At 72.2% G+C, this 24,394-nt stretch carries 23 protein-coding genes; 14 read left to right on the top strand and 9 right to left on the bottom strand.

Annotated elements, in window-relative coordinates; translation table 11 throughout:
- Positions 1–26: 26 nt before the first annotated feature.
- The gene (locus tag AB0947_RS04625; RefSeq protein ID WP_366748766.1) at positions 27–437 is read right to left on the bottom strand and encodes an ATP-binding protein; all 411 of its coding nucleotides are present in this window, start codon (positions 435–437) and stop codon (positions 27–29) included.
- 206 nt (positions 438–643) lie between these two features.
- On the opposite strand from AB0947_RS04625, the gene AB0947_RS04620 reads away from it, so the two are divergent.
- The 3 genes from AB0947_RS04620 to AB0947_RS04610 all read left to right on the top strand — a co-directional run bounded on the left by AB0947_RS04620 (position 644) and on the right by AB0947_RS04610 (position 3,230).
- Positions 644–1,495 (top strand): helix-turn-helix transcriptional regulator, encoded by an 852-nt coding sequence (locus AB0947_RS04620; RefSeq protein WP_366748765.1) that lies wholly within the window; start codon positions 644–646, stop codon positions 1,493–1,495.
- 2 nt (positions 1,496–1,497) lie between these two features.
- Entirely contained in the window at positions 1,498–1,695 is a 198-nt protein-coding gene (locus tag AB0947_RS04615) for a DUF397 domain-containing protein (protein ID WP_366748764.1), read from the top strand.
- Between the two features lie 188 nt (positions 1,696–1,883).
- Positions 1,884–3,230 carry a M14 family metallopeptidase gene (locus tag AB0947_RS04610; RefSeq protein ID WP_366748763.1) on the top strand — a complete coding sequence of 449 codons (1,347 nt, stop codon included), beginning with the start codon at positions 1,884–1,886 and terminating at the stop codon, positions 3,228–3,230.
- A gap of 1 nt (position 3,231) precedes the next feature.
- On the opposite strand, the gene AB0947_RS04605 is transcribed toward AB0947_RS04610, so the two are convergent.
- The 5 genes from AB0947_RS04605 to AB0947_RS04585 form a co-directional block, all read right to left on the bottom strand.
- The gene (locus AB0947_RS04605; protein ID WP_366748809.1) at positions 3,232–3,765 is read right to left on the bottom strand and encodes a hypothetical protein; all 534 of its coding nucleotides are present in this window, start codon (positions 3,763–3,765) and stop codon (positions 3,232–3,234) included.
- A gap of 148 nt (positions 3,766–3,913) precedes the next feature.
- Complete coding sequence (locus tag AB0947_RS04600) at positions 3,914–5,392, bottom strand: gluconate:H+ symporter (protein WP_366748762.1); 1,479 nt, start codon at positions 5,390–5,392, stop codon at positions 3,914–3,916.
- Between the two features lie 125 nt (positions 5,393–5,517).
- Positions 5,518–5,928, bottom strand: a complete 411-nt coding sequence (locus AB0947_RS04595) for a RidA family protein (RefSeq protein ID WP_030652279.1) — start codon at positions 5,926–5,928, stop codon at positions 5,518–5,520.
- Entirely contained in the window at positions 5,925–6,689 is a 765-nt protein-coding gene (locus AB0947_RS04590) for an IclR family transcriptional regulator (protein WP_366748761.1), read from the bottom strand. The genes AB0947_RS04595 and AB0947_RS04590 overlap by 4 nt, the downstream gene beginning before the upstream one ends.
- Positions 6,686–7,801 (bottom strand): sugar kinase, encoded by a 1,116-nt coding sequence (locus AB0947_RS04585; RefSeq protein ID WP_366748808.1) that lies wholly within the window; start codon positions 7,799–7,801, stop codon positions 6,686–6,688. Before AB0947_RS04585 ends, AB0947_RS04590 begins: the two co-directional genes overlap by 4 nt.
- A 171-nt stretch (positions 7,802–7,972) precedes the next feature.
- On the opposite strand from AB0947_RS04585, the gene AB0947_RS04580 reads away from it, so the two are divergent.
- Positions 7,973–9,244, top strand: a complete 1,272-nt coding sequence (locus AB0947_RS04580; RefSeq protein WP_366748760.1) for an amino acid deaminase — start codon at positions 7,973–7,975, stop codon at positions 9,242–9,244.
- A 9-nt stretch (positions 9,245–9,253) separates the two neighbouring features.
- Complete coding sequence (locus AB0947_RS04575; RefSeq protein WP_366748759.1) at positions 9,254–10,864, top strand: D-aminoacylase; 1,611 nt, start codon at positions 9,254–9,256, stop codon at positions 10,862–10,864.
- 7 nt (positions 10,865–10,871) lie between these two features.
- On the opposite strand, the gene AB0947_RS04570 is transcribed toward AB0947_RS04575, so the two are convergent.
- Positions 10,872–11,720, bottom strand: a complete 849-nt coding sequence (locus AB0947_RS04570; RefSeq protein ID WP_366748758.1) for a serine protease — start codon at positions 11,718–11,720, stop codon at positions 10,872–10,874.
- Positions 11,721–12,437: 717 nt separating this feature from the next.
- Positions 12,438–13,265 carry a hypothetical protein gene (locus tag AB0947_RS04565; RefSeq protein ID WP_366748757.1) on the bottom strand — a complete coding sequence of 276 codons (828 nt, stop codon included), beginning with the start codon at positions 13,263–13,265 and terminating at the stop codon, positions 12,438–12,440.
- 126 nt (positions 13,266–13,391) lie between these two features.
- On the opposite strand from AB0947_RS04565, the gene AB0947_RS04560 reads away from it, so the two are divergent.
- The 6 genes from AB0947_RS04560 (at position 13,392) to AB0947_RS04535 (ending at position 19,817) form a co-directional block, all read left to right on the top strand.
- Positions 13,392–14,603, top strand: coding sequence for a pyridoxal phosphate-dependent aminotransferase (locus AB0947_RS04560; protein ID WP_366748756.1), 1,212 nt, complete (start codon positions 13,392–13,394; stop codon positions 14,601–14,603).
- 89 nt (positions 14,604–14,692) lie between these two features.
- Positions 14,693–15,112, top strand: coding sequence for a hypothetical protein (locus AB0947_RS04555; RefSeq protein ID WP_366748755.1), 420 nt, complete (start codon positions 14,693–14,695; stop codon positions 15,110–15,112).
- Positions 15,113–15,411: 299 nt separating this feature from the next.
- Complete coding sequence (locus AB0947_RS04550) at positions 15,412–16,488, top strand: substrate-binding domain-containing protein (RefSeq protein WP_366748754.1); 1,077 nt, start codon at positions 15,412–15,414, stop codon at positions 16,486–16,488.
- 17 nt (positions 16,489–16,505) lie between these two features.
- Positions 16,506–17,669: a toxic anion resistance protein gene (locus AB0947_RS04545; RefSeq protein WP_366748753.1), complete on the top strand. Its 1,164-nt coding sequence runs from the start codon at positions 16,506–16,508 to the stop codon at positions 17,667–17,669.
- The gene (locus tag AB0947_RS04540; RefSeq protein WP_366748752.1) at positions 17,666–19,204 is read left to right on the top strand and encodes a VWA domain-containing protein; all 1,539 of its coding nucleotides are present in this window, start codon (positions 17,666–17,668) and stop codon (positions 19,202–19,204) included. The genes AB0947_RS04545 and AB0947_RS04540 overlap by 4 nt, the downstream gene beginning before the upstream one ends.
- Positions 19,191–19,817, top strand: a complete 627-nt coding sequence (locus AB0947_RS04535) for a hypothetical protein (RefSeq protein WP_366748751.1) — start codon at positions 19,191–19,193, stop codon at positions 19,815–19,817. The genes AB0947_RS04540 and AB0947_RS04535 overlap by 14 nt, the downstream gene beginning before the upstream one ends.
- 151 nt (positions 19,818–19,968) lie before the next feature.
- Here the strand turns inward: AB0947_RS04535 and AB0947_RS04530 are convergent, their stop codons facing one another.
- Entirely contained in the window at positions 19,969–21,792 is a 1,824-nt protein-coding gene (locus tag AB0947_RS04530) for a phosphoenolpyruvate carboxykinase (GTP) (RefSeq protein WP_366748750.1), read from the bottom strand.
- Between the two features lie 280 nt (positions 21,793–22,072).
- On the opposite strand from AB0947_RS04530, the gene AB0947_RS04525 reads away from it, so the two are divergent.
- The 3 genes from AB0947_RS04525 (at position 22,073) to AB0947_RS04515 (ending at position 24,302) form a co-directional block, all read left to right on the top strand.
- Positions 22,073–22,786 (top strand): hemolysin III family protein, encoded by a 714-nt coding sequence (locus AB0947_RS04525; RefSeq protein ID WP_366748749.1) that lies wholly within the window; start codon positions 22,073–22,075, stop codon positions 22,784–22,786.
- A gap of 127 nt (positions 22,787–22,913) precedes the next feature.
- Complete coding sequence (locus AB0947_RS04520; RefSeq protein ID WP_366748748.1) at positions 22,914–23,546, top strand: TetR/AcrR family transcriptional regulator; 633 nt, start codon at positions 22,914–22,916, stop codon at positions 23,544–23,546.
- Positions 23,547–23,579: 33 nt separating this feature from the next.
- The gene (locus AB0947_RS04515) at positions 23,580–24,302 is read left to right on the top strand and encodes a Mut7-C RNAse domain-containing protein (RefSeq protein WP_366748747.1); all 723 of its coding nucleotides are present in this window, start codon (positions 23,580–23,582) and stop codon (positions 24,300–24,302) included.
- The last annotated feature ends 92 nt before the right edge of the window (positions 24,303–24,394 follow it).

The raw sequence follows: 24,394 nt of genomic DNA, 5'->3' as shown, positions 1-24,394 counted from the left end.
TCCTTTCATACGACGTGATCAACGAGTCAGGCCGCCGCGAGTTCGCACCACACGTACTTCCCCCGGTCCCCGAACCGCGCCGACGGCTGCCACCCCCAGTCCTGGGCGCAGGACGTCACCAGGCCCAGCCCCCGCCCCTCCTCCGAGTGCAGCGCCTGCTCCAACGGCACCGGCGGCTCCGGCGGCGCCGGGTCCGTGTCCCACGCCCCGATCCACACCAGGCCCTGCGGAGAGCGCCGTACCCGCAGCGCGGCCGGGCCCTTGGTGTGCCGTACGGCGTTCGACACCAGCTCCGTCGCGAGGAGTTCCGCCGTCTCCACCAACCCCGCCAGCCCGTGCAGCGTCAGGATCACCCGAAGGGTGCGGCGGCAGACGGTGACCGCTCTGGGGTCGTTGGGGATGTAGAGCGTGTAGTCCCAGGGGGCGTTCTCGGGCATGCGTCATCAACTCCGGTCGGTGAGTGGGGTTTCCGCGCGCGGTGGCAGTGCCGCGGCCGTCGTGGCAGGACGGCGCGGTGCGCTTCCGCAGTGTGTACGGTGTGTCACTGACGGTACGGCCACATTTTGGGACGCCGCAAGTCGTTGCCGTAATCTGCCCTCGAACGAGGCACTGCCTCAGGGCACTGGAGGCGAGGGAGGGAGCCATGCCGCGTAGGCAGCAGCCCACCGCACGGCAAGTGCGCCTTGGCGCCGAGCTGCGGAAACTGCGTGAAGCGGCGGGACTGAAGGGGCGCGAGGCGGCTGCGCTGCTCGGAACGGACGCGGCCCAGATGAGTCAGATCGAGGCCGGTACCGCCGGAGTGAGCGAGGAGCGTGTACGGCGGCTCGCGGCTCAGTACTCCTGTACGGACGCCCCGTTGATCGACGCCTTGGTCGCGATGGCCACCGACAGGACGCACGGCTGGTGGGAGGAGTACCGGGGCCGGCTGCCGACGCCGTTCATGGACCTGCCCGAGCTGGAGCACCACGCGAGCTACCGCTGGGACGTGGAGTTCCTGCACGTCCCGGGCCTCCTCCAGACACCGGAATACGCCCGCGCGCTCTTCGCCTACGTGAACCCCGAGTTCCCGGGCAGTGACGTGGAACGTTGGGTGGAACACCGGATGAGGCGCAGGGCCGTCATCGAGCGCCCAGATCCCGTCCCGTACGAGGCGTTGGTCCACGAGGCGGCGCTGCGCATCAGAGTGGGAGACCGGAGCGCGGCACGGGCTCAACTCGTCCGCGTTCTGGAACTCTCCGAGGCCGACCACGTGACCGTACGCGTCATCCCCTTCGACCTGGACGACTTCGGTGGAGCCGGCAGCGCCATGGTGTACGCGGGCGGCCCCGTGCCCAGGCTGGACACGGTCGTCCGGGACGGCCCCGGCGGACCTGTTTTCATCGACGCCGAAGCTCAGCTCAGCCGCTATCGAACGCTCTTCCGTAGGGTGGAGGCGGCGTCACTCGACCCGGGCCGGTCGCGTGACTTCATCCACAGGCTGGCGAAGGAGCTGTGAACATGTTGACCCCGGGCACCTGGCAGAAGCCGTCCTTCTCCGGAGGCGGCCAGGGGGATGCCTGCGTAGAGGTCCGCAACCGCCGCACCCACATATCCATCCGCGACTCCAAGGCCCCCAGCCGAGCCACCCTCACCCTCCCCGCCCGCGCCTTCGTCGCCTTCGTCGAAGCGCTGAAGGCTGGCCCGTACGGGGGCTGAGAGGCGCGTCCGCACCGCCCCGCCGTTTCCGGTCGTTCCGTCCGCCCGTACTTGACCTGATCATGCCAACCCCTCACCATGAGCGCCAACCCGCACAGCGAACTCACAGGGAGCCCGACCGAAGGCCCCCGTCGGTTCGTCCGCACGTCGCACGGGAACACCCCACCTCCACCCCACAAGGAGAGTTCATGCGACTTCGCATCCGCGGCTCCGGCGCGCGTGGCAGCAGACGTACCGCCGCTCTCGGCGCGCTGCTGGCCCTCGCGCTCGCCGCCCCCGTCTCGGCCACCGTCGGACAGGCCGCCCGCGCCGACGGTGTCCGGAAGGTCGAGCCCACCGGTGACGACATCCGGCAGTACGAGATCCAGCAGCGCACGACGCCCGTGACCCGCACGGCCATCCAGGCGGCCGGCGTCACCGTCGACGAGGCCGACGAGGAGAGCGTCGTCGTCTCCGGGCGGCCCGCGCAGATCCGCAGGCTGCGGGAACTAGGGTACGACGTACAGCCGTTGGGGAACGCGCCGCAGCGGTCCGGGGCGCGGCTCTACGACTTCCCCACCGCCGACGCGAAGTACCACAACTACGCCGAGATGAACGCCGAGATCGACCAGCGGCTGGCCGCCTACCCGGGCATCATGAGCAAGCGGGTGATCGGCAAGTCGTACCAGGGGCGGGACATCGTCGCCATCAAGGTCAGCGACAACGTCGGCACCGACGAGGACGAGCCGGAAGTCCTGTTCACCGCCCACCAGCACGCGCGGGAGCACCTGACCGTGGAGATGGCGCTGTACCTGCTGCGCGAACTCGGCGCGGGGTACGGGTCCGACTCCCGGATCACGAACATCGTCGACAGCCGGGAGATCTGGATCATCCCCGACCTGAATCCGGACGGCGGCGAGTACGACATCGCCAGCGGTTCGTACCGGTCATGGCGGAAGAACCGGCAGCCCAACTCCGGTTCCTCGTCCGTCGGTACGGACCTGAACCGGAACTGGAACTACAAGTGGGGCTGCTGCGGCGGGTCGTCGGGGTCGGCGTCCTCCGAGACCTACCGCGGGTCCGCCGCCGAGTCCGCCCCCGAGGTGAAGGTCGTCTCCGACTTCGTGCGCGGCCGGGTCGTCGGCGGCAAGCAGCAGATCAAGGCCGGCATCGACTTCCACACCTACAGCGAGCTGGTGCTGTGGCCGTTCGGGTGGACGTACAACGACACCGCCACCGGCATGACCGCGGACGACGCCGCCGCGTTCAAGGCCGTGGGGCAGAAGATGGCCGCCAGCAACGGGTACACGGCGGAGCAGTCCAGCGACCTGTACATCACCGACGGGTCCATCGACGACTACCTCTGGGGCGTGCACAAGATCTTCGACTACACCTTCGAGATGTACCCGACGTCCAGTTCCGGAGGCGGGTTCTACCCGCCCGACGAAGTCATCGAGCGGGAGACCTCCCGGAACAGGGACGCCGTGTTGCAGCTGCTGGAGAACGCCGACTGCATGTACCGGTCGATCGGCAAGGCCGCCCAGTACTGCGGTTAGGTCACGCCTCCTCGAAGTAGGCGTCGAGCACCGCGTCCAGCTGCTCGTCCCACTCCTTGAAGCGCGCCCTGGCCGCCGCCTCGATCTCGATCGGGTACCAGCGGCGGTCAGGGGTGTGCACGGTGATCGTGAAGCGCTTGCCGAAGCGGGGCGACTCCGTCTCCACCGCCGCGATCTCGTCCCAGCGGAACTCGCAGGCCTCCTCGTCCAGGCTGAGGCGGACGCCCTTGCGGTCGGCCACTATCCGCGCCCGGCGGTCGGCCGCCTCGAAGACCGGGCCGTCGGCCTCGTCCTCCGCGTCCGTGTCCGCGTCGGCGACCGTCCCGGCGTCCGCCTCACCGGCGTCCACCCGTTCAGGGGACGCCTGTTCGGAGGAGACCGGGCCGGAGGACACCGGCTGTGCCGAGTCCTCCACCGGTGCGGCCCCGGACGCCGGCTCCGGCGACTTCGTCACCCCGTCCGCCGGCGCCGGACCCGTGATCCCCGGGACGAAGGCCGGGTCGAAACCGGCGCCCAGCACGGGCTCCACCTTCACGGGTTCGGCCTTCGACGGCCCGGCCTTCGAAAGCTCCGCCTTCGAAAGTTCCGCCTTCGACGGCTCCGCTGCCTCGGTCGGCTCGCTGCTCGATCCTATGCGCTGCTCCACGGCGGCAGTATGGACGACTTCCCTGTGCCGGAACCAGTCAGCTCACGAACACGCTGACCACCGCCGCCACCACGAACCCCGCGAGAGACAGCACCGATTCCAGGACCGTCCAGGTGCGCAGCGTGTCCCGTTCGCTGATGCCGAAGTACTTGGCCACCATCCAGAATCCGCCGTCGTTGACGTGCGAGGCGAAGATGGAGCCCGCCGAGATGGCCATGATGACGAGGGCGACGAAGGCCTGCGAGTGGTGACCCTCGGACAGCAGGGGCGCCACGATGCCCGCCGTCGTGACGATCGCGACCGTCGCCGAGCCCTGGGCGACCCGCAGCACGAGCGAGATCAGGTAGGACAGGACGATCACGGGCAGGCCCACGTCGTGGAACGTGTCCGACAGCGCCTGCGCCACCCCGCTCGCCTTCAGTACGGCGCCGAAGACGCCGCCCGCGCCGACGACCAGCAGGATGTTGCCGATCGGCTTCAGGGAGGCCGTGGAGACCGTCTCCAGGGACTTGCGGGACCAGCCGCGGCGGATGCCGAGCAGGTAGTAGGCGAGGAGGAGGGCGATCGTCAGGGCGACGAAGGGGTGGCCGAAGAACTCGACGACCGAGCGGCCGGTGGAGGGGTCGAGGGCGATCGAGGAGAAGGTGGCGGCGAGGATCAGGATCAGCGGCGTACCGATGATGGCGAGGACCGTGCCCAGCGGCACCGGCTCCTCGCGCGGCCGGGCACCCGAGGCGCGCTGCTCCTGGAGGACGGCCTGCCTGGCCTCCGCCGCCGCCTCCACCATGTCCTGCGGAACGGCGACGAAGAGGCGGTGGCCGATCCACGCGGCGTACGCCCAGGCGGCCAGCACGGCGGGGATGCCGCAGACGACGCCCATGAGGATGACCCAGCCGAGGTCGACGTGGAGCAGGCCGGCGGCGGCCACCGGGCCGGGGTGCGGGGGCAGGAAGGCGTGGGTCATCGACAGGCCGGCCAGCAGGGGCAGGCAGTACAGGAGAATGGATTTGCCGCTTCGCTTGGCGGCGGCGTAGACGATCGGCGCGAGGACGAAGATGCCGACGTCGAAGAAGACCGGGATGCCGAAGATGAGGCCGGTCAGGCCCATCGCGAGGGGGGCCCGGCGCTCGCCGAACAGGGCGAGCAGACGCGAGGCCAGCACCTCCGCGCCGCCGCTGACCTCCAGGACGGCGCCGAGCATGGTGCCGAGGCCGATGATGATCGCGACGTGGCCGAGGATGCCGCCCATGCCGGACTCGATGGTGGACACCGCGTCCGAGCGCTGGACCGTGCCGAAGAGTTCGGTGACCGACAGGCCGGCCAGCAGGCCGACGGCTATGGAGACGGCGAGCAGGGCGACGAACGGCTGGAGCCTGACCTTGATGATCAGGAAGAGGAGCAGGGCGATGCCCACGGCGGCGACCGTGAGCAGTCCGGCCGTGCCGTCGACGAGGAGGAGCAGACCTCCGGTGTGGGGTGGTGCGGCGGGAGCGGGGGCGGCGAGCGGATGGGACATACGGGGGTCCTCTACGTAAATGCATACTGCTTTCGGGCAGGGAGGAGCGCGGCACGGCGCCCCGTGGGGTGCCGTGCCGTACCGGACGTGCGGGAAGTGCGAGGGGTGCGGGGGGTGAGGGGACGTCAGCCGAGGACGGCGAGGGCGTCGATCTCGATGAGGAGGCCGGCCGGCAGACCGACGTAGACCGTCGTGCGGGCGGCGGGCGGCTGGGTGAGGCCCTGCTCCTCGAAGTAGGCGTTGTAGATCTCGTTCATCTCGGCGAAGTGGTCCACGTCGGTGAGGTAGACGCGGATCATCATCACGTCGTCCCAGCCGGCGCCGCCCTCCTCCAGAATGGCCTTGACGTTGGCGAGGGTCTGGAGGGTCTGCTCGCGCAGCGAGGGGCCGGCCGGTGTCGGGGGCTTGCCCTCCTCGGCGGGCAGGAAGCCGACCTGGCCGGCGACCTGGAGGATGTTGCCCTTGCGCACGCCGTGCGAGAACTTCGCGGGCGGGGTGGTGTGGGTCTTCGGGGTGAGGGCGATCTTGTCGGTCATGCGGTGCGGTCCTTCACTGGGGTGCGTCCGGAGTACTCGCCGCTGATCGCGTCCGCCGTACGGCGCACCAGCGGGAGCAGGGTGAGGAGTTCCTCGGCGGTGACGACCACGTTCGGCGCGGACACCGACATGGCGGCGACCACCCGGCCGTCGGCGCCGCGGATGGGGGCGCCGACGCAGTTGATGGACTCCTCGTGGCCACCGAGGTCGGTGGCCCAGCCCTGTTCGCGCACCGTGGCCAGCTCCTTCAGGAAGGCCTCGGCGTGGGGCGTCGAACGGGCCGTGTACAGGGGGTAGTCGAGCCGCTCGGCGAGGGCGCGGCGCTCGGCTTGGGGCAGGTCGGCGAGGAGCAGCTTGGCCACGGCGGCGACGGTGATGGCGACGGGCTTGCCGATCCGCGAGTACATGCGGACCGGGTAGCGGCTGTCGACCTTGTCGATGTACAGCACCTCGTTCTCCTCGTAGACGGCGAGGTGCACGGTGTGGCCGCACTGTTCGTTCAGCCGTGCGAGGTGGGGGTGGGCGATCTCGCGGATGTCGAGGTTCTCCATCGCCTCCTGTGCGAGGGCGAAGAGGCGGGCGCCGAGGCGGTAGCGCTGGTCGGACTGGCGGTAGACCAGGCCGTGTTCGTGCAGGGTGCGCAGGAGGCGCAGGGCCGTGGACTTGTGCACGCCGAGGCGGTCGGCGACCTGGCCGAGGTCGGCGGGGCCCTCGGCGAGCAGCGGCAGGATGCTCAGGGCGCGGTCGACGGTCTGACTCATGGGGTGTTCGCCTCCTGTTCGGCCTGCTCGGCCTGCGTCCAGCCGGGGCCGAGTCGAAGTCTCCCCCATGCGTCGTCGTCCAGGGCGGCGAGGCGGTCGGCGTGGCCGCGGGCGGGGGGTGCGGCCAGGTCACCGGGGGTGGTGAGGGCGGCGGCGGCGAAGAGGTGGCCGTAGCGGAGCCGGTCCTTGACGGTCAGCCCCCGCAGGGTCGCCGAGAGGAAGCCGGCGGCGAAGGCGTCTCCGGCGCCGGTGGTCGCCACGACGGCCGTGCGGAGGGCGGGTACGAAGACGGGCGGGGTGGCACCGGGCCGGGGGCCGGCCGCGCGGCCGGGCGCCGACGGGGCGCCGCCGTCGTCCGGGACGTCCGCCGCCGGCGCGGTACGGCCGTCCGCGGGGAGCGGCCGCGCGAACGCCGTCGCACCCCGTGCCCCTTGCTTCACGACCAGCGCCGCCGGCTCGGGCAGCAGCCTGCGGACCGCCTCGGGGCCGCCCGTGACGCCCCATGCCTGTTCCGCCTCGTCCGCGCCGACGAACACGATGTCCGCGCGCCGGGCCAGGTCCAGCAGGAGCCGGGTGTCCTCGCCGTCCCGCCACAGCCCCGGCCGGTGGTTCACGTCGAAGGACACCAGCGGGCGGCCCGGGACGGGGGCCGTCAGCTCGTGCAGCAGCTCCCGGCACTCCCGCGACAGCGCGGCCGTGATGCCGGTCAGGTGCAGGACGCGGGCCGCGCGGGCCGCCGTGAGGTCCACGTTGGTCACGGACATCGCCGAAGCCGCCGAGCCGGCCCGGTAGTACGCCACCTCGTGCGCGCCCGTTCCCCGGTCCCCGGCGGTGCGGAAGTAGACGCCCGTGGGCCGGCCGGGGTCGCGGTGCACGGCGGTGACGTCGACGCCGTACCCGGCGATCCGCTCCAGCAGGTGGTCGCCGAAGCCGTCCGCGCCGACGCGGCTGACCCAGCGTGCCGTGTGCCCGAACGCGGCCAGGGCGCAGGCGACGTTGGACTCGGCGCCGCCGATGCCCCGGTCGAAGGAGGGGACGTCGGCGAGGCGGCCCGGGCGGCTGGGCAGGAAGGTGACCATGGACTCACCGAGCGCCACCACATCCACGTCCAGGACGGTCCGCGGGTGCGCAACAGCCGAGGCGTAAGCAGTGTCGTTGATGATGACTCCTGTCGATCGCCCGGCCGGCGGATCCGTTGACCCGGTGTTCGGCGAGATGCTAGACACCTGTAAGCACAAGACGCAATGGTCGTTGCAGTATTTGCAACGCATGAGAGGGGCTCCATGGGCATCGAAGCGCTCACCCGCCTGGCCGAGGAACGCGTCGACCACCGCTTCAAGGGCCTGCCCCCGGACGCCGACGGCCTGACCGTCGCCGAGCTGGCCGCCCAGCGCCGCAACCTCTTCCGGGACGGCGACGGCTTCACCACCCCCGTCCTCGCGCTGTCCGCCGAGCGCCTGGAGCACAACCTCGCGCTGATGGAGGCGTACACCGCCCGGCACGGTCTCGCCTTCGCCCCGCACGGCAAGACCTCCATGGCCCCGCAGCTCTTCCACCGGCAGATCGAGCACGGCGCCTGGGGGATCACGCTCGCGGTGCCGCACCAGGTGCGGGTGGCCCGCGCGTTCGGCGTCCAGCGGGTCTTCCTCGCCAACGAGCTGGTGGGCGCGCCCGCCCTGCGCTGGATCGCCGGCGAGCTGGCCGCCGACCCGGAGTTCCGGTTCGTCTGTTACGTCGACTCGGTGCGCGGGGTGGAGCTGATGGACGCGGCCCTCGCTGGCGCGGCCCGTCCGGTGGACGTCGTGATCGAGCTGGGCGCGGGCGAGGGGGCCCGGACGGGCGTGCGCACGGAGGCGGAGTGCGCGGCCGTCGCCGCGGCCGTCGCCGCCGTACCGACCCTGCGCCTGGTCGGCGTGGCGGGGTACGAGGGCGAGGTGCCGGGGGCCGACCCGGAGCGCGTGCGGGCGTATCTGCTGCGGCTGGTGGCGCTGGCCGCCGGCCTCGACAAGGACGGGCGGTTCGACGAGGCCGGGGAGATCGTGGTGAGCGCGGGCGGCAGCGCCTGGTTCGACGCCGTCGCCGACGTCTTCGCCGGGATTCCCGAACTGTCGCGGCCCGTGCTGAAGTTGCTGCGCTCGGGCGCGTACGTCTCGCACGACGACGGGCACTACCGCAGGCTCACCCCGTTCGGCCGGGTGCCCGAGGAGGGCGCCCTGGAGCCCGCCTTCCGGCTGTGGGCACAGGTCGTCTCCCGGCCGACGCCCGAGCAGGCCTTCGCCGACGCGGGCAAGCGCGACGCGGCCTACGACCTGGACCTGCCCGCCGCCCAGGTGGTACGCCGGAACGGCGAGGAGCGCCCGGCCACCGGCATCACCGTGACCGGGCTCTCCGACCAGCACGCCTGGCTGCGCACGGACCCGGAGGCGGACCTGGCGGTCGGTGACTGGATCGGCTTCGGCCTGTCCCACCCGTGCACGTCCTTCGACAAGTGGCAGCTGATCCCGGTGGCCGAGGCGGACGGCACGGTCGTCGACTACATCCGTACGTTCTTCTAGGAGGCCCGCGTGGAGGACCTGGTCATCCGGGACGCCGACGTCGTCGACGGCAGCGGGGCGGACGCGTACCGCGCCGATGTCGTGATCGACGCCGGCCGGATCGTCTCGATCGTCAAGGAGGCCGCCGCGGCGGGCTGCCAGCGCCCTGGCGCCATGCGGGAGATCGACGCGGAGGGCCTGGTCCTCTCCCCCGGCTTCATCGACATGCACGCCCACTCCGACCTGGCCCTGCTGCGCGACCCCGACCACAGCGCGAAGGCGGCGCAGGGCGTCACGCTGGAGGTGCTGGGCCAGGACGGGCTGTCGTACGCCCCGGTGGACGACCGCACGCTGGAGGAGGTGCGCCGGGCGATCACCGGCTGGAACGGTTACGGCGAGGACGTCGACTTCGACTGGCGGAGCGTCGGCGAGTACCTGGACCGGCTGGACCGGGGCATCGCCGTGAACGCGGCCTACCTGATCCCGCAGGGCACGGTCCGGGCGCTCGTCGTCGGCTGGGAGGACCGCGAGGCGACCGGCGAAGAGCTGGACCGGATGCGGCGGTTGGTGGCCGAGGGGCTGGAACAGGGCGCGGTCGGGCTGTCCTCGGGGCTGACGTACACGCCCGGGATGTACGCCGGGAACGCCGAACTGACCGAGCTGTGCCGCGTGGTGGCGTCCTACGGCGGCTACTACTGCCCGCACCACCGCTCCTACGGCGCCGGCGCCCTGGAGGCGTACGCCGAGATGGTCGGCCTGGCCCGGGAGGCGGGCTGCCCGCTGCACCTCGCGCACGCGACGATGAACTTCGGTGTGAACAAGGGCCGGGCCCCGGACCTGCTCGCCCTGCTCGACCGGGCCCTGGACGCGGGCGCGGACATCACCCTGGACACCTATCCCTACACCCCCGGCTGCACCACGCTGGCCGCGCTGCTGCCGAGCTGGGCGAGCGAGGGCGGCCCGGAGGAGATCCTGGCCCGGCTCACCGACCCGGCGACGGCCGAGCGGATCCGGCACGACCTGGAGGTCACCGGCTCGGACGGCTGCCACGGCGTGCCGGTGGAGTGGGAGACGGTCGAGATCTCCGGAGTGACCGATCCGGGCCTGGCCGACGTCGTGGGCCGTACGGTCCGGCAGGCGGCGCGGCTGCGCGGCGAGACGCCGTGGGCCACGGCGCACCGGCTGCTGGTCGGGGACCGGCTCGGGACGACCATCCTCCAGCACGTCGGCCACGAGGAGAACGTCCGCGCGATCATGCGGCACCGCGCGCACACCGGCGGCTCCGACGGCATCCTGCGGGGCAGCAAGCCGCACCCGCGCGCGTACGGCACCTTCCCGCACTACCTCGGCCACTACGTGCGGGAGCTGGGGGTGCTGACGCTGGAGGAGTGCGTCGCCCACCTCACCTCCCGGCCCGCGGCACGGCTGCGGCTGCCGGACCGCGGGCTGGTGCGCGAGGGCTACCGGGCCGACCTGGTGCTGTTCGACCCGGGGACGGTCGCGTCCGGCGCCACCTTCGCCGAGCCCCGCGGGTTGCCGGCCGGCATCCCGTACGTGCTGGTCGACGGCCGGTTCGTCATCGAGGACGGCCGGCGGACGGACGTCCTGGCGGGACGGTCCGTCCGCCGTACGCCGCTGTGAACCGCGCCTACGGCTTGGGCAGGGTGCAGCCGGCGGCGGCCAGGTTGAGCTTGTTGCCGGTGGTGAAGCAGGCCGGGATGGTGTAGGTCTCCTCGGCGTAGTTGATGCCCTGGCGGACGGTGACGGTGCCGTTCGCGTCGACCTCGCACGGGTTGTTCTCCGTGCACCGCTGGCCGTCCTCGTTGCCGGTGTTGTTGACGGCGACGACCTTGCCGGTGGCGGTGTCGACGACCGGGGAGCCGGAGGTGCCGCCGATGGTGTTGCAGGCGGAGGTGTAGCGGACCGAGTCCTTCCAGGTCCAGTCGCCCTCCTTCAGCCGGTACACGAACCCGTCGATGTTGCAGCTGTAGATGCGCTTCCAGTAGCCGGAGACCACCTTGATGGCGGTGCCGGCGACCGGGTGGGTGTCCTGCACGGTGAGCGGGCTGATGCCGTAGGAGCTCTTGATCGCCGCGTACGTGGTGGTGGTGCGGTAGATCGTGACGTCCGTGTCCGTCATGGTCGAGTAGACGACCTGGTTGGCGCGGAGGGTGGCGACCTTGGTGCCGGCGGAGTTCAGCAGGCCGAAGGCACGGCTGGAGGACTGGCCGGTGATGACCTCGCCGGGGGCCGGGAAGCCGGTCTCCAGGCAGTGACCGTTCGTCAGCACCAGGGCCGGATCGGTGTCGGCGGAGCCGGGGAAGCGGATGACGGAGCCGGAGCAGTTGCTGAGCGAGACGGTGCCGGCGAAGTCGACGGTGACCGCGGCGGCCTTTGCGGGGTGCGGGGCGGTGGTGTGCGGGGCGGCCATCGCCGGGGTCGCGCCCAGCCCTGCCAGGGCCAGCGAGGAGAGCGCGGCGACGAGAGGCTTCTTCATGTGGGGGTCCCCTCTTACGACTTGGGCGACCGGAGTGCTCCGGTCGCCCACTTGGTTGTCATGCGCATTCTCAACGTCGAGGAGGGGCGGGGACAAGACACGGTGTCAGGTCATAGGGGTTTCCCTGTGCGGACGGCAGGGGGCCGCGGGGCACGGCACGCGGCGGCTGAGCGTGCCCCCTGCCGGGGGCACCGGACTCCGACACGCCTGGCGCCGAGGGCACGGCGGCGGCGGACGCGGGGCGAGCGGTGGCGACGGGAGCGCCGTGGCGCAACGCCCGCCAACCCGGCTCTCAGCGCCGGTGGTTCGCCATGCCGTGACCCCTCCGGAGGCGCCCGGTGCCGTAGGCGCGTGGTGGCCGACGCGGGCGGGTGGCAGCGGCGGGACCGCCGTGGCGCGACGCCCGGCAGCCCGGCCCTCAGCGCGGGTGGTTCGCCGTGTCGTGCCCCCTCCGGAGGCGCCGAACGGCGACACGTCCCGTACCGAAGGCGCGCGGTGACCGCTTCGGGGCGAGCGGTGGCGACGGGAGCGCCGTGGCGCAACGCCCGCCAACCCGGCTCCCAGCGCCGGCGGTTCGCCATGCCGTGACCCCTCCGGAGGTGCCGAACGGCGACACGCCTGGTAGCTCGGCAAGTCTCGCTTCAGCGCCGGAGGTTCGTGTTGCCGGGGGGGACGCCTCGTGTGGGAGGCGTGGTGCCGCACGCTGCGGCTTGGCCCTCAGTGTGGGTGTCCCGGCGTGCCGTGGCCGTGGCCGTGGCCCCGGCCGGGGGTGCCGGACGGTGACGTCCGCGGGGTGCCGGACGACGCCGTCACCGTGGGGGTGGGTGTCGGTGTCGTCGTCGGCGTCGGCGTGGCGGACGGGGAACCGCTCGGCGCCGAGGTCGTGGTGGTGGCCGCCGGGGCGTCGGCCGTCCCGCTGTGCGCGGCCCCACCGGCGGCGGTTTCCGAGGCAGTGGCCGGGCGCGCCGGCGCGGGGTCGCCGGACGCCGGGGCACTCACGCTCGGCGAGCCGGCGTCCCCGCGCGGGCTCGCGGGAGCGGAGTCGACGCCCGCGCTCTTGCCGTCCTCGGGACGCGCGCCGGCCGGGGAGCCCGAGCCGCCGAGCGCGGCGAACGCGGCCACGGCACCGGCCGCGCCGAGGACCCCGGCGACGATCGCCACCCGGCGCCGGCCGCCCGCGCGGCGCGCGGCCCGCCGCCGGCCGGCCCGGCCCTCGCCGGGCACGCCGGCGGCCGTGACGGAGCCGAACGGACGCGTCGCTTCCGCGTGGTCCGCGGCTTCGGGCGCCGCAACGGTCCGCGCGGTGTCCACCACCCCCTGAGTCCCCTGAGCCCCCGCCACCTCGTCGGCCTCGGACAGGGCGGGCAGTTCGCGGGTCGCGTCGTAGGCGTTCTGCCAGCCGTGCGCGGCGGCGGGGTCGGCGTACTGCTCGTACGCGGGGGCCGGAGCCGGCTGCGGGAGGTACACGTTCGGCCGGGTCCCGGACGCGCCGCCCGCTCCGTCCATGCCGTCCGCCCCCGCCTCGTACTCCCGTTCCGTGGACATGCCAGCGAATTGTAGGGACGCAAGCGACTCCCGAGACAGCCGGCGGTGATATTCGGGCAAATCTCCGTGTCTCACGTGGCGGAAAACACGAGCCATGAGGCGTTACCGGGTCGTAAGCTCACGCACATGCAGGTGATCCAGTCGACCAAGCTCGCCAACGTCTGTTACGAGATCCGGGGCCCGGTTCTCGAGGAGGCCATGCGGCTTGAGGCGGCGGGCCACCGCATCCTCAAGCTCAACACCGGCAACCCCGCCGCCTTCGGCTTCGAGTGCCCCCCGGAGATCCTGGAGGACATCCTCCGCAACGTCTCCACCGCGCACGGCTACGGCGACGCCAAGGGCCTGCTCGCCGCCCGCCGCGCGGTCGTGATGCACAACCAGACCCTCGGCATCGAGACCGACGTCGAGCACGTCTTCATCGGCAACGGCGTCTCCGAGCTGATCGTGATGGCGATGCAGGGCCTGCTGGACGACGGCGACGAGGTGCTCGTACCGGCGCCGGACTACCCGCTGTGGACGGCGGCCGTGTCCCTCTCCGGCGGTACGGCGGTGCACTACCGCTGCGACGAGCAGTCCGACTGGATGCCGGACCTCGCCGACGTCGAGCGCAAGGTCACCGAGCGCACCAAGGCGATCGTCATCATCAACCCGAACAACCCCACCGGCGCGGTCTACGACGAGGCGGTGCTCCGGGGCCTGACGGACATCGCCCGCCGGCACAACCTGCTGGTCTGCTCCGACGAGATCTACGACAAGATCCTCTACGACGGCGGCACGCACACCCCGACCGCCAAGGTCGCCCCCGACCTGCTCACCCTCACCTTCAACGGCATGTCGAAGGCGTACCGGGTGGCCGGCTACCGCGTCGGCTGGATGTCGATCTCCGGCCCGCGCGCCCACGCCGACTCCTACATCGAGGGCCTGACGATCCTGGCGAACATGCGGCTGTGCGCGAACATGCCGGGGCAGCACGGGGTGGTCGCCGCGCTCAGCGGACGCCAGACGATCAACGACCTGGTGCTGCCGGGCGGCCGGCTGAAGGAGCAGATGGACACCGCGTACGAGCTGCTGACGCGGATTCCGGGGGTGAGCTGCGTACGGCCGAAGGGCGCGCTGTACCTGTTCCCGCGGCTGGACCCCGACGTCTTCAAGATCAAGGACGACCGGCGGATGGTCCTGGACCTGCTCCGCAAGGAGAAGATCATGGTCGTCCAGGGCACGGGTTTCAACTGGCCGGAGCCGGATCACTTCCGGGTGGTGACGCTGCCGACGGTGGGGGACCTGCGGGACGCGGTGACCCGCATCGGCACCTTCCTGGACGGATACAGCCAGCCGTAGTCGACGGGCTCCGTTCCGTGACCCGACTCAACTTTAGACGAAATCCAAGCTAGGATGGTTTCCTGTCAGAGCACAGGAGGCCATCCCCCATGTACGAGCCGATCCGCACCAAGTCGGTCCACAGCACGATGGCCGGCACCCCCTCGGACTTCCCCCACCGCTCGCGCGAGGAGGAGCTGGACATCCAGCTCGCCGGGCACCTGGCGGCGCTGCTCGCGGTGACCGACGAGTTGCGCGCGCTGTCCCCGTCCGCCGGCCTGGACACGGCGGCGGAGCGCCTCGCGGCGCAGGTGGCCCGGCTGCGGGGAGGGCGCACGCCGCTGCGGGCGGCGCCGGCCGCGGCCGGTGACCCCGGCGCCCTGCACCGGCGTGCGCACGCCCTCGCCGGGCGCGCGCTCGTGGTCGCCGCGTCCCGCGCCGACACGGCGGCGGCGATCCTCTCGGCCGAGCGGATGGACGCGCACGCCGCCGCGCTGTCCGCCGACCCGAAGGAACTCAGCACCGCCTGACCCCGGCGGGGGTCCCCCGATCGGCCCCGGTCCGCGCGCACCCGCAGCGACGCGCGGACCGGGCGCCATACGCCGCGCTCGGCCTGGGCCGGGTGTGCGGTGCGGTTCGTCTCCTCCCGGGGCGCCGGTCCGTCCGGGGCGGGCGCCGTCGCGGCGAAGGGGTGACCGGTGCTCTCCCGTGCCGTTCCGGCGGCCCGTTCCGGAATGATGACCTCCCGTTGCAGACCGGGAACGGGACGTCACCCCCCGTTCATCTCACCGCGGGCGGAACGTGGGATTTCGGGAGCACGCTCCCCGGCGTGAGACGTATCGCGGGAATCGTCCTCGCGGTCCTGCTGATCGGTGGCGTGGTGGCCGCCGTCGTCGCGGGCCGGCAAGGGGAGGACAAGGGCACGGCAACGAAGACCGTGCGTGGTGTGATCGGATCGGAGAAGGCCGACTTCTTCGCCGATCCCGACGTGGTGAAGGCCCTCGCCGCCAAGGGCTACACCGTCAAGACCGAGGCCTCCGGGTCCTGGGCCATGGAGGGGCTGGACCTCAAGGGGTACGACTTCGCCTTCCCGTCCAGCCAGGCACCCGCCGACCAGCTGGCGCTCAAGTACCACGTCCAGCAGCCGCTCCCCCGGCCGTTCTACTCGCCGCTCGTCGTCGTGGCGCACCGCGCCGCCGCCGACGTGCTCGCCGCAGGCGGCCTGGCGGTGCTGGACGGGAAGAACCGCGGCACGCTGCGGACGGGCGCCTACGTGGACGCCGCCCGGCACGACCGCACCTGGCAGCAGCTCAAGGGCGCCCAGGCCCACGGCGAGCTGACGGGCACCCTGTACATCGCCAGCACCGACCCCGAGTCGTCCAGCTCCGGCGCCCTCTACCTCGCCGCCGCCTCTTACGTGGCCAACGGCGGCAAGGTGGTCGCCGGCAAGGCCGACCTCGACCGCACCGCTCCCCTGCTGCACAAGCTGGTCAGCGTCCAGGGCGCCCAGCAGTCCAGCACGGACGCGGTGTTCCGGGACTTCGTCAGCGGCGCGGGCAACCCGCTGGTGCTGGTGTACGAGTCGCAGGTCGCCGCGCTCCTCGCCGAGCGGCACGACGTGGACGACCTGGTCGTGCTGTACCCGGACACCACCGTCAACAGCGACCACACCGTCGTACCGCTGGACGCGGACGGCCGGGCGCTCGGGGAGCTGCTCAGCACCGACCCGGCCCTGCGCAGGCTCGCCGTCCGGCACGGATTCCGGCCGCAGGGCGACGCCGCCGAGTTCGTCGCGGCCACCGCCGGCCGCGCCGCCTACCTCAACCAGAAGCTCACCGGCGTCCGGCAGGCGCCCGTGCCCACCTCCGCGGTGCTGCACGAGATGGCCCGCCGGGCCCGCGGATGACACGGGGGACCCACCGCATGACCGACAGCGACTTCCAGCTCACCCCGCCCGACCCCGTACCACCCGTGCCCAGGGAGAAGGCCGGCGGTCTGGTGCCGGTCGAGGACGCGGTGCGCACCGACATGGCCCGCAGGGCCACCGCCTTCGTCGAGCAGCTCGCCGTGCTCGACGCCCGCTCGCCCGAGTTCGCGGGCAAGGTCGGCGAGATCACCACGCTCGGCGCCGGTGAGATGCGCACCGCCGCCGTCCAGTCCAACCGCATGCTGGAGCGGGCCGTGCGCAGCCTGCCCGGCAAGGGCGGGGACGCCCAGGGCAAGGTGGCCGGCTCGCTCGTGGAACTGCGCCGGGTGGTGGAGGACCTGGATCCGCGGGACCTGCCCGCGAGCAAGGGCCGCAGGTTCCTGTCCCGGCTGCCCGGCGGCAACAAGCTGCGCGACCACCTCGCCACGTACGCCTCCGCGCAGGGCAGCCTGAACCGGATCGTGGGCGCGCTGCGCGGCGGGCAGGACGAACTGCGCCGGGACAACGCCGCGTTGCAGACCGAGCGGGTCCGGCTGTGGGAGACGATGGGCAAGCTCCAGGAGTACGTCGTCCTCACCCAGGCCCTGGACACCGCCGTGGAGGAGCACATCGCCGGGACCGGCGACCCGCAGGAGGCCGACGCCCTCCGTGCCGACGTGCTCTTCCCGGTCCGGCAGAAGCACCAGGACCTGCTCACCCAGCTGGCGGTGTGCGCGCAGGGCTACCTCGCCATGGACGTCGTGCGCCGCAACAACGACGAGCTGATCAAGGGCGTCGACCGGGCCGCCACGACCACCGTCTCGGCGCTGCGCATCTCCGTGATGCTGGCCTCCGCCCTGGACAGCCAGAAGAAGGTCGTCGAGCAGGTCAACGCGTTGCGCGGCACCACCGAGGACCTCATCCGGGGCAACGCCGAGATGCTCGCCACGCAGAGCGGCGAGATCCAGCGCATCGCCGCCGACCCGGCGGTCGGCGCGGAGACCCTGCGCGCGGCGTTCCAGCAGATCTACCGCACCCTCGACGCCATCGACAGCTACAAGGTCCAGGCGACCGAGGTCATGGCGAGCACCGTCCAGTCCCTCACGGACGAACTGCGTGGCGCCTCCGCCCACCTGGAGCGCAGCCGCGCCCAGGGCGCGCTGGAGGGGGGCCTCGGATGAGACGACGCTCCCTGATCGCCGTGGCCGCCGTCACCGCCGGCCTGCTGAGCGCGTGCAGCTCACAGGAGACCGGCGACGACCCGAACGCGCCGAAGCCCGGCACGCTGCGGGTCCTCGCCTCCAGCGAACTCAGCGACATGACGGCCGTCTTCGACCGCGTCCGCGAGGACACCGGCATCACCCTGCGGCCCACCTACATGGGCACCCTGGACGCCGTCGACCTGCTGGCCCGGGGGAAGGCGGACGGGGCGTACGACGCGCTGTGGCTGTCGTCGGACGACTACCTGCGGCTGCGGCCCGAGGCGGCGAGGAAGGTGGTGTCCGAGACGCCGGTCATGTCCAGCCCGGTCGCCGTCGGCGTCCGGCCGGCCACCGTGCGGGGGCTCGGCTGGAAGCCCGGGGACGTCACCTGGTCCCAGGTGGAACAGGCCGTCCAGGACGGGAAGCTGACCTACGGCATGACCGACCCGGCCCGCTCCAACTCGGGCTTCGCCACGCTGGTCTCGGTCGCCTCCGCCCTCTCCGGCGCCCAGTCCGCGCTCACCGACGCCGACGTGGCCAAGGCGACGCCCCGGCTGAAGGAGTTCTTCCAGGGCCAGAAGCTGACCTCGGGCTCGTCGGGCTGGCTCGCCTCCGCCTACCGGCGGCGCGGCACCGTCGACGCCCTGCTCAACTACGAGTCCGTCCTCAAGGGCATCCCGGGCCTCACCGTGATCCGCCCCCGCGACGGCGTCGTCACCGCCGACTACCCGCTCTCCTCGCTCGCGTCGACCGCCGCCCGCACCCGCGAGGACGTCCGCAAGGTGACCGCCGACCTGCGCACCGACGCCGTGCAGAAGCTGATCACCGACACCACCCACCGCCGTCCGGTCGTGCCCTCGGTGCGGCCCGCCGCCGGCCTCGACACCGACCGGCGCCGTGAACTGCCCTTCCCCGGCAGCCGCTCGGTGGCCGACGGGCTGCTGGACTCGTACGAGAACGAACTGCGCCGCCCCTCGCGCACGGTCTACGTCCTGGACACCTCCGGCTCCATGGAGGGCGACCGGCTCGCGGCGCTGAAGAAGGCGCTGACCGGGCTCACCGGCGACTTCCGGGACCGGGAGGAGGTGACGCTGATGCCGTTCGGCTCCGACGTGAAGAGCGTGCGCACCCACGTCGTCGACCCGAAGGACCCGGGGGCCGGGCTCGCCGCGATCCGCCGGGACACCGACGCGCTCACCGCCGACGGCGGCACCGCCGTCTACACCTCGCTGGAGCAGGCGTACGGCCATCTCGGCGCCGGCCGGGACACGTTCACCTCGATCGTGCTGATGACCGACGGCGAGAACACCGCGGGCGCCAAGGCCGGCGACTTCGACGGCTTCTACCGCGCCCTGGACCGCGACCGGCGGGACATCCCGGTCTTCCCGATCCTGTTCGGCGACTCCTCCCGCTCCGAGCTGCGGCACATCGCCGACCTGACCGGCGGCCGCCTCTTCGACGCCCGGCAGGGCTCGCTGGACGGCGCCTTCAAGGAGATCCGTGGCTACCAGTGAGGTCCTCGGCTACCTGGAGTCCCGCAAGAACCTCACCGGCGGCGCCTGCGGGCTGCTCGGTCTGGTGCTGACCTTCACCGGGGTCGCGGGACCGTACTGGCCGGTCGTGGTGGCCGGGCTGTACGGCGCGGGCGCGCTCATCGCCCCGCCGGAGCGGCCCGCTCTGCCGGACTTCCCGAGCCCGTCGGCCCAACTGGAGGAGCTGCGCACCGACTTCGGCCGGCTCGGCGGCTACCTCGCGGACGTCGACCTGCCGCCCGGGGCCGCCGCCCGGCTCGGCGAACTGACCGGACTGCTGGGCGCGCTGCTGGAACCGGGCTGGGCCGCCGAGGCGCTCGCCCGGGACCCGGAGGCCGTGCACACCGTCTCCCGGGCGGTGCGGCAGGACCTCCCGGAGGCCGTGGACGCCTTCGTGCGCACGCGCTGGTGGACGCGTCTGGCGCCGGGCTCCGAGCCGCCCGAACGCCATCTGGAGCGGCAGCTCGATCTGCTGCGGCGGGAGGCCGGGCGGCTCGCGGCGGAACTCGGCGAGACCGAGGCCCGCCGCCAGGAGTCCCACACCCGGTACCTGGAGGACCGGGGCGGGACGGGGGGCCGTGAACCCCGCGCCTGACGTGCGGGTATCGGCGGCGCCGGCCGCCGGCGACGGGGCGACCGGTGCCGGCCGGTCCGTACGGACCGCCCGGTGGGGCGCTCACCGCGGCCGGTCGTGACGATCGCTGGTCAGGGCACGGCGACCGGCCGCGGAGTCATGGGCGGGCGGTTCAGCCCAGGCGCTCCACCAGCGCCCGGTACTGGTCCCACAGCTCCTTCGGGGTGTGCTCGCCGAAGGTGTCGAGGTGCCCGGGGATCAGCGCGGCCTCCTCGCGCCAGACCTCCTTGTCGACCGTGAGCAGGAACTCCATGTCGGAGTCGGAGAGTGCCAGGCCGTCGGTGTCCAGGGCGTCCTTCGCCGGCAGGATGCCGATCGGGGTCTCGACGCCCTCGGCCCTGCCCTCCAGCCGCTCCACGATCCACTTCAGGACCCGCGAGTTCTCGCCGAAGCCCGGCCAGACGAACCGGCCCTCGTCGTTCTTCCGGAACCAGTTGACGTAGTAGATCTTCGGCAGCTTGGACTGGTCCTTGTCCTTGGCGACGTCGACCCAGTGGGCCATGTAGTCGCCCATGTTGTAGCCGCAGAACGGCAGCATCGCGAACGGGTCGCGGCGCAGCTCGCCGACCTTGCCCTCGGCGGCGGCGGTCTTCTCGGAGGCCACGTTGGCGCCGAGGAAGACGCCGTGGTTCCAGTCGAAGGACTCCGTCACGAGCGGCACCGCCGTCGCGCGGCGCCCGCCGAAGAGGATCGCCGAGATCGGCACGCCCTTCGGGTCCTCCCACTCCGGCGCGATGATCGGGCACTGCGCGGCCGGCACGGTGAAGCGGGCGTTGGGGTGGGCGGCCGGGGTCCCCGACTCCGGCGTCCAGTCGTTGCCCTTCCAGTCGGTCAGGTGGGCCGGGGGCTCCTCGGTCATGCCCTCCCACCACACGTCGCCGTCGTCGGTGAGCGCGACGTTGGTGAAGACGGCGTTGCCCCAGAGGGTCTTCATCGCGTTGGCGTTGGTGTGCTCACCGGTGCCGGGCGCGACGCCGAAGAAGCCGGCCTCGGGGTTGATCGCGTACAGCCGGCCGTCCTCGCCGAACCGCATCCAAGCGATGTCGTCGCCGATGGTCTCCACGGTCCAGCCGGAGATCGTGGGCTCCAGCATGGCGAGGTTGGTCTTGCCGCAGGCGGAGGGGAAGGCCGCGGCGACGTACTTGGACTCGCCCTGGGGCGGGGTGAGTTTGAGGATCAGCATGTGCTCGGCCAGCCAGCCCTCGTCGCGGGCCATGACGGAGGCGATGCGCAGGGCGTAGCACTTCTTGCCGAGCAGGGCGTTGCCGCCGTAGCCGGAGCCGTAGGACCAGATCTCGCGCGACTCGGGGAAGTGCGAGATGTACTTGGTCCGGTTGCAGGGCCAGGGGACGTCCTCCTGGCCGGGCTCCAGCGGGGCGCCGAGCGTGTGGACGGCCTTGACGAAGAAGCCGTCGTCGCCCAGCTCGTCCAGGACGGCCTGGCCCATGCGCGTCATCGTGCGCATCGAGACGGCGACGTAGGCGGAGTCGGTGATCTCCACGCCCAGCGCGGACAGCGGGGAGCCGAGCGGGCCCATGCAGAAGGGCACGACGTACATCGTGCGGCCCCGCATGGAACCCCGGAACAGGCCCTGCTCGCCGGTGAAGACGTCCCGCATCTCGGCGGGGGCCTTCCAGTGGTTGGTCGGGCCCGCGTCCTCCTCCTTCTCCGAGCAGATGAAGGTCCGGTCCTCGACGCGCGCGACGTCGGAGGGGTCGGAGGCGGCGTAGTAGGAGTGGGGGCGCTTGATCGGGTCGAGTTTCCGGAAGGTTCCCTTGGCGACCAGTTCCTCGCACAGCCGCTCGTACTCGGCCTCGGACCCGTCACACCAGACCACGCTGTCCGGCTGCGTCAGTTCGGCGATCTCGTTGACCCACGAGATCAGTTCCCGGTGGTTGGTGGGGACGACGGTGGGAGCCGCGATGTCGCGCGCCACGATTGCTCCTAAGTGAGGGATTTTTTGTGTTCTCGCCCCGTGGGGGCCGCGACCCGGATGCTTCGTAGCCTGCTCATCCGGTGCCGACCGCACTCATTTGATCATCCGAGTCTAGTGCCCATCTGTCCAGAGGGCATCACAAGTGAGCGGGGTGAGGAATCCCACGGTCACCACGACTCTTTGCGTCCATGTGGGGTCCAGCTGAAGGACTTTTTGCCGGATGACTTGATTGACCGTGCATTGACGAACGGCTTACGGAGGCGTCGGTACCATGCGAGCCATGACTGCGTCCGCCTCCGACGCGCCCACGGACACGCCGGCCGCCGGCCGTGGCCCCGTGGCGCTCTCCCTGCCGCATCCGGTCAAGCCCAGGCTCCGTGGCTGGCTGCACCTCGGGATGTTCCCGGCCGTACTCATCGCGGGCCTCGTGCTCACCGCCCTCGCCGACTCGACCAGAGGCCGCGTCGCCTGCGGCATCTACGCCCTGACGGCCTGCCTCCTGTTCGGCGTCAGCGCGCTCTACCACCGGGGCAACTGGAGCCCGCGCATGGACGGCGTGCTGCGCCGCCTCGATCACGCCAACATCTTCCTGATCATCGCGGGCACCTACACCCCGCTGACCCTGCTGCTCCTGCCCGGCACCAAGGGCCAGTGGCTGCTGTGGGGCATCTGGGCCGCCGCCGCGGCCGGCATCGTCTTCCGCGTCTTCTGGGTCGGCGCTCCTCGCTGGCTGTACACGCCCTGCTACATCGCGATGGGGTGGGCGGCGGTCTTCTTCCTGCCCGACTTCCTGCACACGGGCGGCGTCGCGGTCCTGGTCCTGGTGGTCGTCGGCGGCCTGCTCTACAGCGCCGGCGGCGTGATCTACGGGATCAAGCGCCCGAACCCGTCACCGCGCTGGTTCGGCTTCCACGAGGTCTTCCACTCCTTCACCCTCGCCGCGTTCGTCGTCCACTACGTCGGGATCTCGCTGGTGGCGTACCAGCACACGTAGCCCCTCGTAGCCCCTCCGCCCTCGCCCTCCACCGGCCACGGCTCCTGCGAGCCGTGGCCGTTCCCGCGCGCCGGGGGGAAGCCCCGGCCGTGGCCCCCGCCACGGCCGATGCCGGACAATGACCGGTATGAGGCCCGCACGCTCCCCGCTCTCCCCCGCCGACCGGCCCCAGCCGGGCCTGCGTGAACGCAAGAAGATCAAGACCCGCGAGGCGATCCGTGCCGCGACCTACGCGCTGATCGAGGAGCAGGGCTACGACGCCACGACGATCGACCAGATCGCCGACCGGGCCGAGGTGTCACCGTCGACCGTCTTCCGGTACTTCCCGGCCAAGGAGGACATCGTCCTCACGGACGAGTTCGGCTCGCTGATGGTGGAGGAGCTGCGCGCCCGGCCCGCGGGAGAGCCGTGGACGGACTCGGTGCGGCACGTGATGCACAAGGCCGTCGACGCGATGACGGCGGAGGACCCCGACATGGTGCGGGTGCGGGCGCACCTCGCGGTCCGGGTCCCCGCGGTCCGGTCCCGCATGGTCGAGAGCATGTCGCAGACCGGGCGCCTGCTGCGCGCGGCCCTCGCCGAACGCTCCGGGCCGGCCGCGGACAGCCTCGAAGCGCGCGTCTACGCGACGGCTCTCGTCGGCGGTCTGCTGGAAGCCACCATGTCGTGGGCGGAGAACGGCTTCCAGGACGACCTGCGCGGCATGGTGGACCGGGCCCTGGACGTCCTGGAGCACGGCCTGCCCACCGGAAAACCCTGAGGGCACGGACCGCTCCCATGACATCCTGACCGGGTGAACGGTCCCGAGATCCACGTCGAGTTCGCCCCCGAGCTGGGCCTGTTCGTGCAGCGCCAACCGGGGCGGACGGTCGTCACCGACGGCGTCTCGTCCCTGGGCCATGTCGTCGAGTCCCTCGGGGTACCGCTCACCGAGGTCGGCGCGCTGGTCGTGGACGGCCGCGAGGTCCCGCCCTCGCACCTCCCGCGGCCGGCCGAGCGGCTGGTCGTCCGGCCGGTGGAACGCCCCCAGCGGGTGCCCGGCGCACCCCTGCGCTTCCTCCTCGACGTCCACCTCGGCACGCTGGCCCGCCGGCTGCGGCTGCTCGGCGTGGACACGGCGTACGAGTCGACGGACATCGGCGACCCGGCCCTCGCCGCCCGCTCGGCGGCCGAGAAGCGGGTCGTGCTCAGCCGCGACCGGGGACTGCTGCGCCGCCGGGAACTGTGGGCCGGCGCGTTCGTCTACAGCACCCGCCCCGACGACCAGCTCCACGACGTCCTCGACCGCTTCGCCCCCGACCTCCGGCCCTGGACCCGCTGCACCGCCTGCAACGGCCTGCTGAGACAGGCCACCAAGGACGAGGTCGCCGCCCAGCTGAAGCACGGCACCCAACGCTCCTACGACGTCTTCGCCCAGTGCACGGCCTGCGGCCGGGCCTACTGGAAGGGCGCGCACCACGATCGGCTGGAGGCGGTCGTGGAACGGGCGCTGAGCATGCGTACCCGGAGCGGCTGAGTACGCCGCCGCTCCGCGGTACCCGGCCGGCTGCTGTACGGCAGTTTCCGGGCCTCCCTCGTGGCCGGTCCGGCCGTGCCGGTGTGGCCCCG

This window comes from Streptomyces sp. NPDC047841 (genome assembly GCF_040704085.1).
Taxonomy (GTDB): domain Bacteria; phylum Actinomycetota; class Actinomycetes; order Streptomycetales; family Streptomycetaceae; genus Streptomyces; species Streptomyces argyrophylli.
The sequence above is the reverse complement of the archived record's forward strand: the minus strand, read 5'-3'. Positions and strand labels throughout refer to the sequence as shown.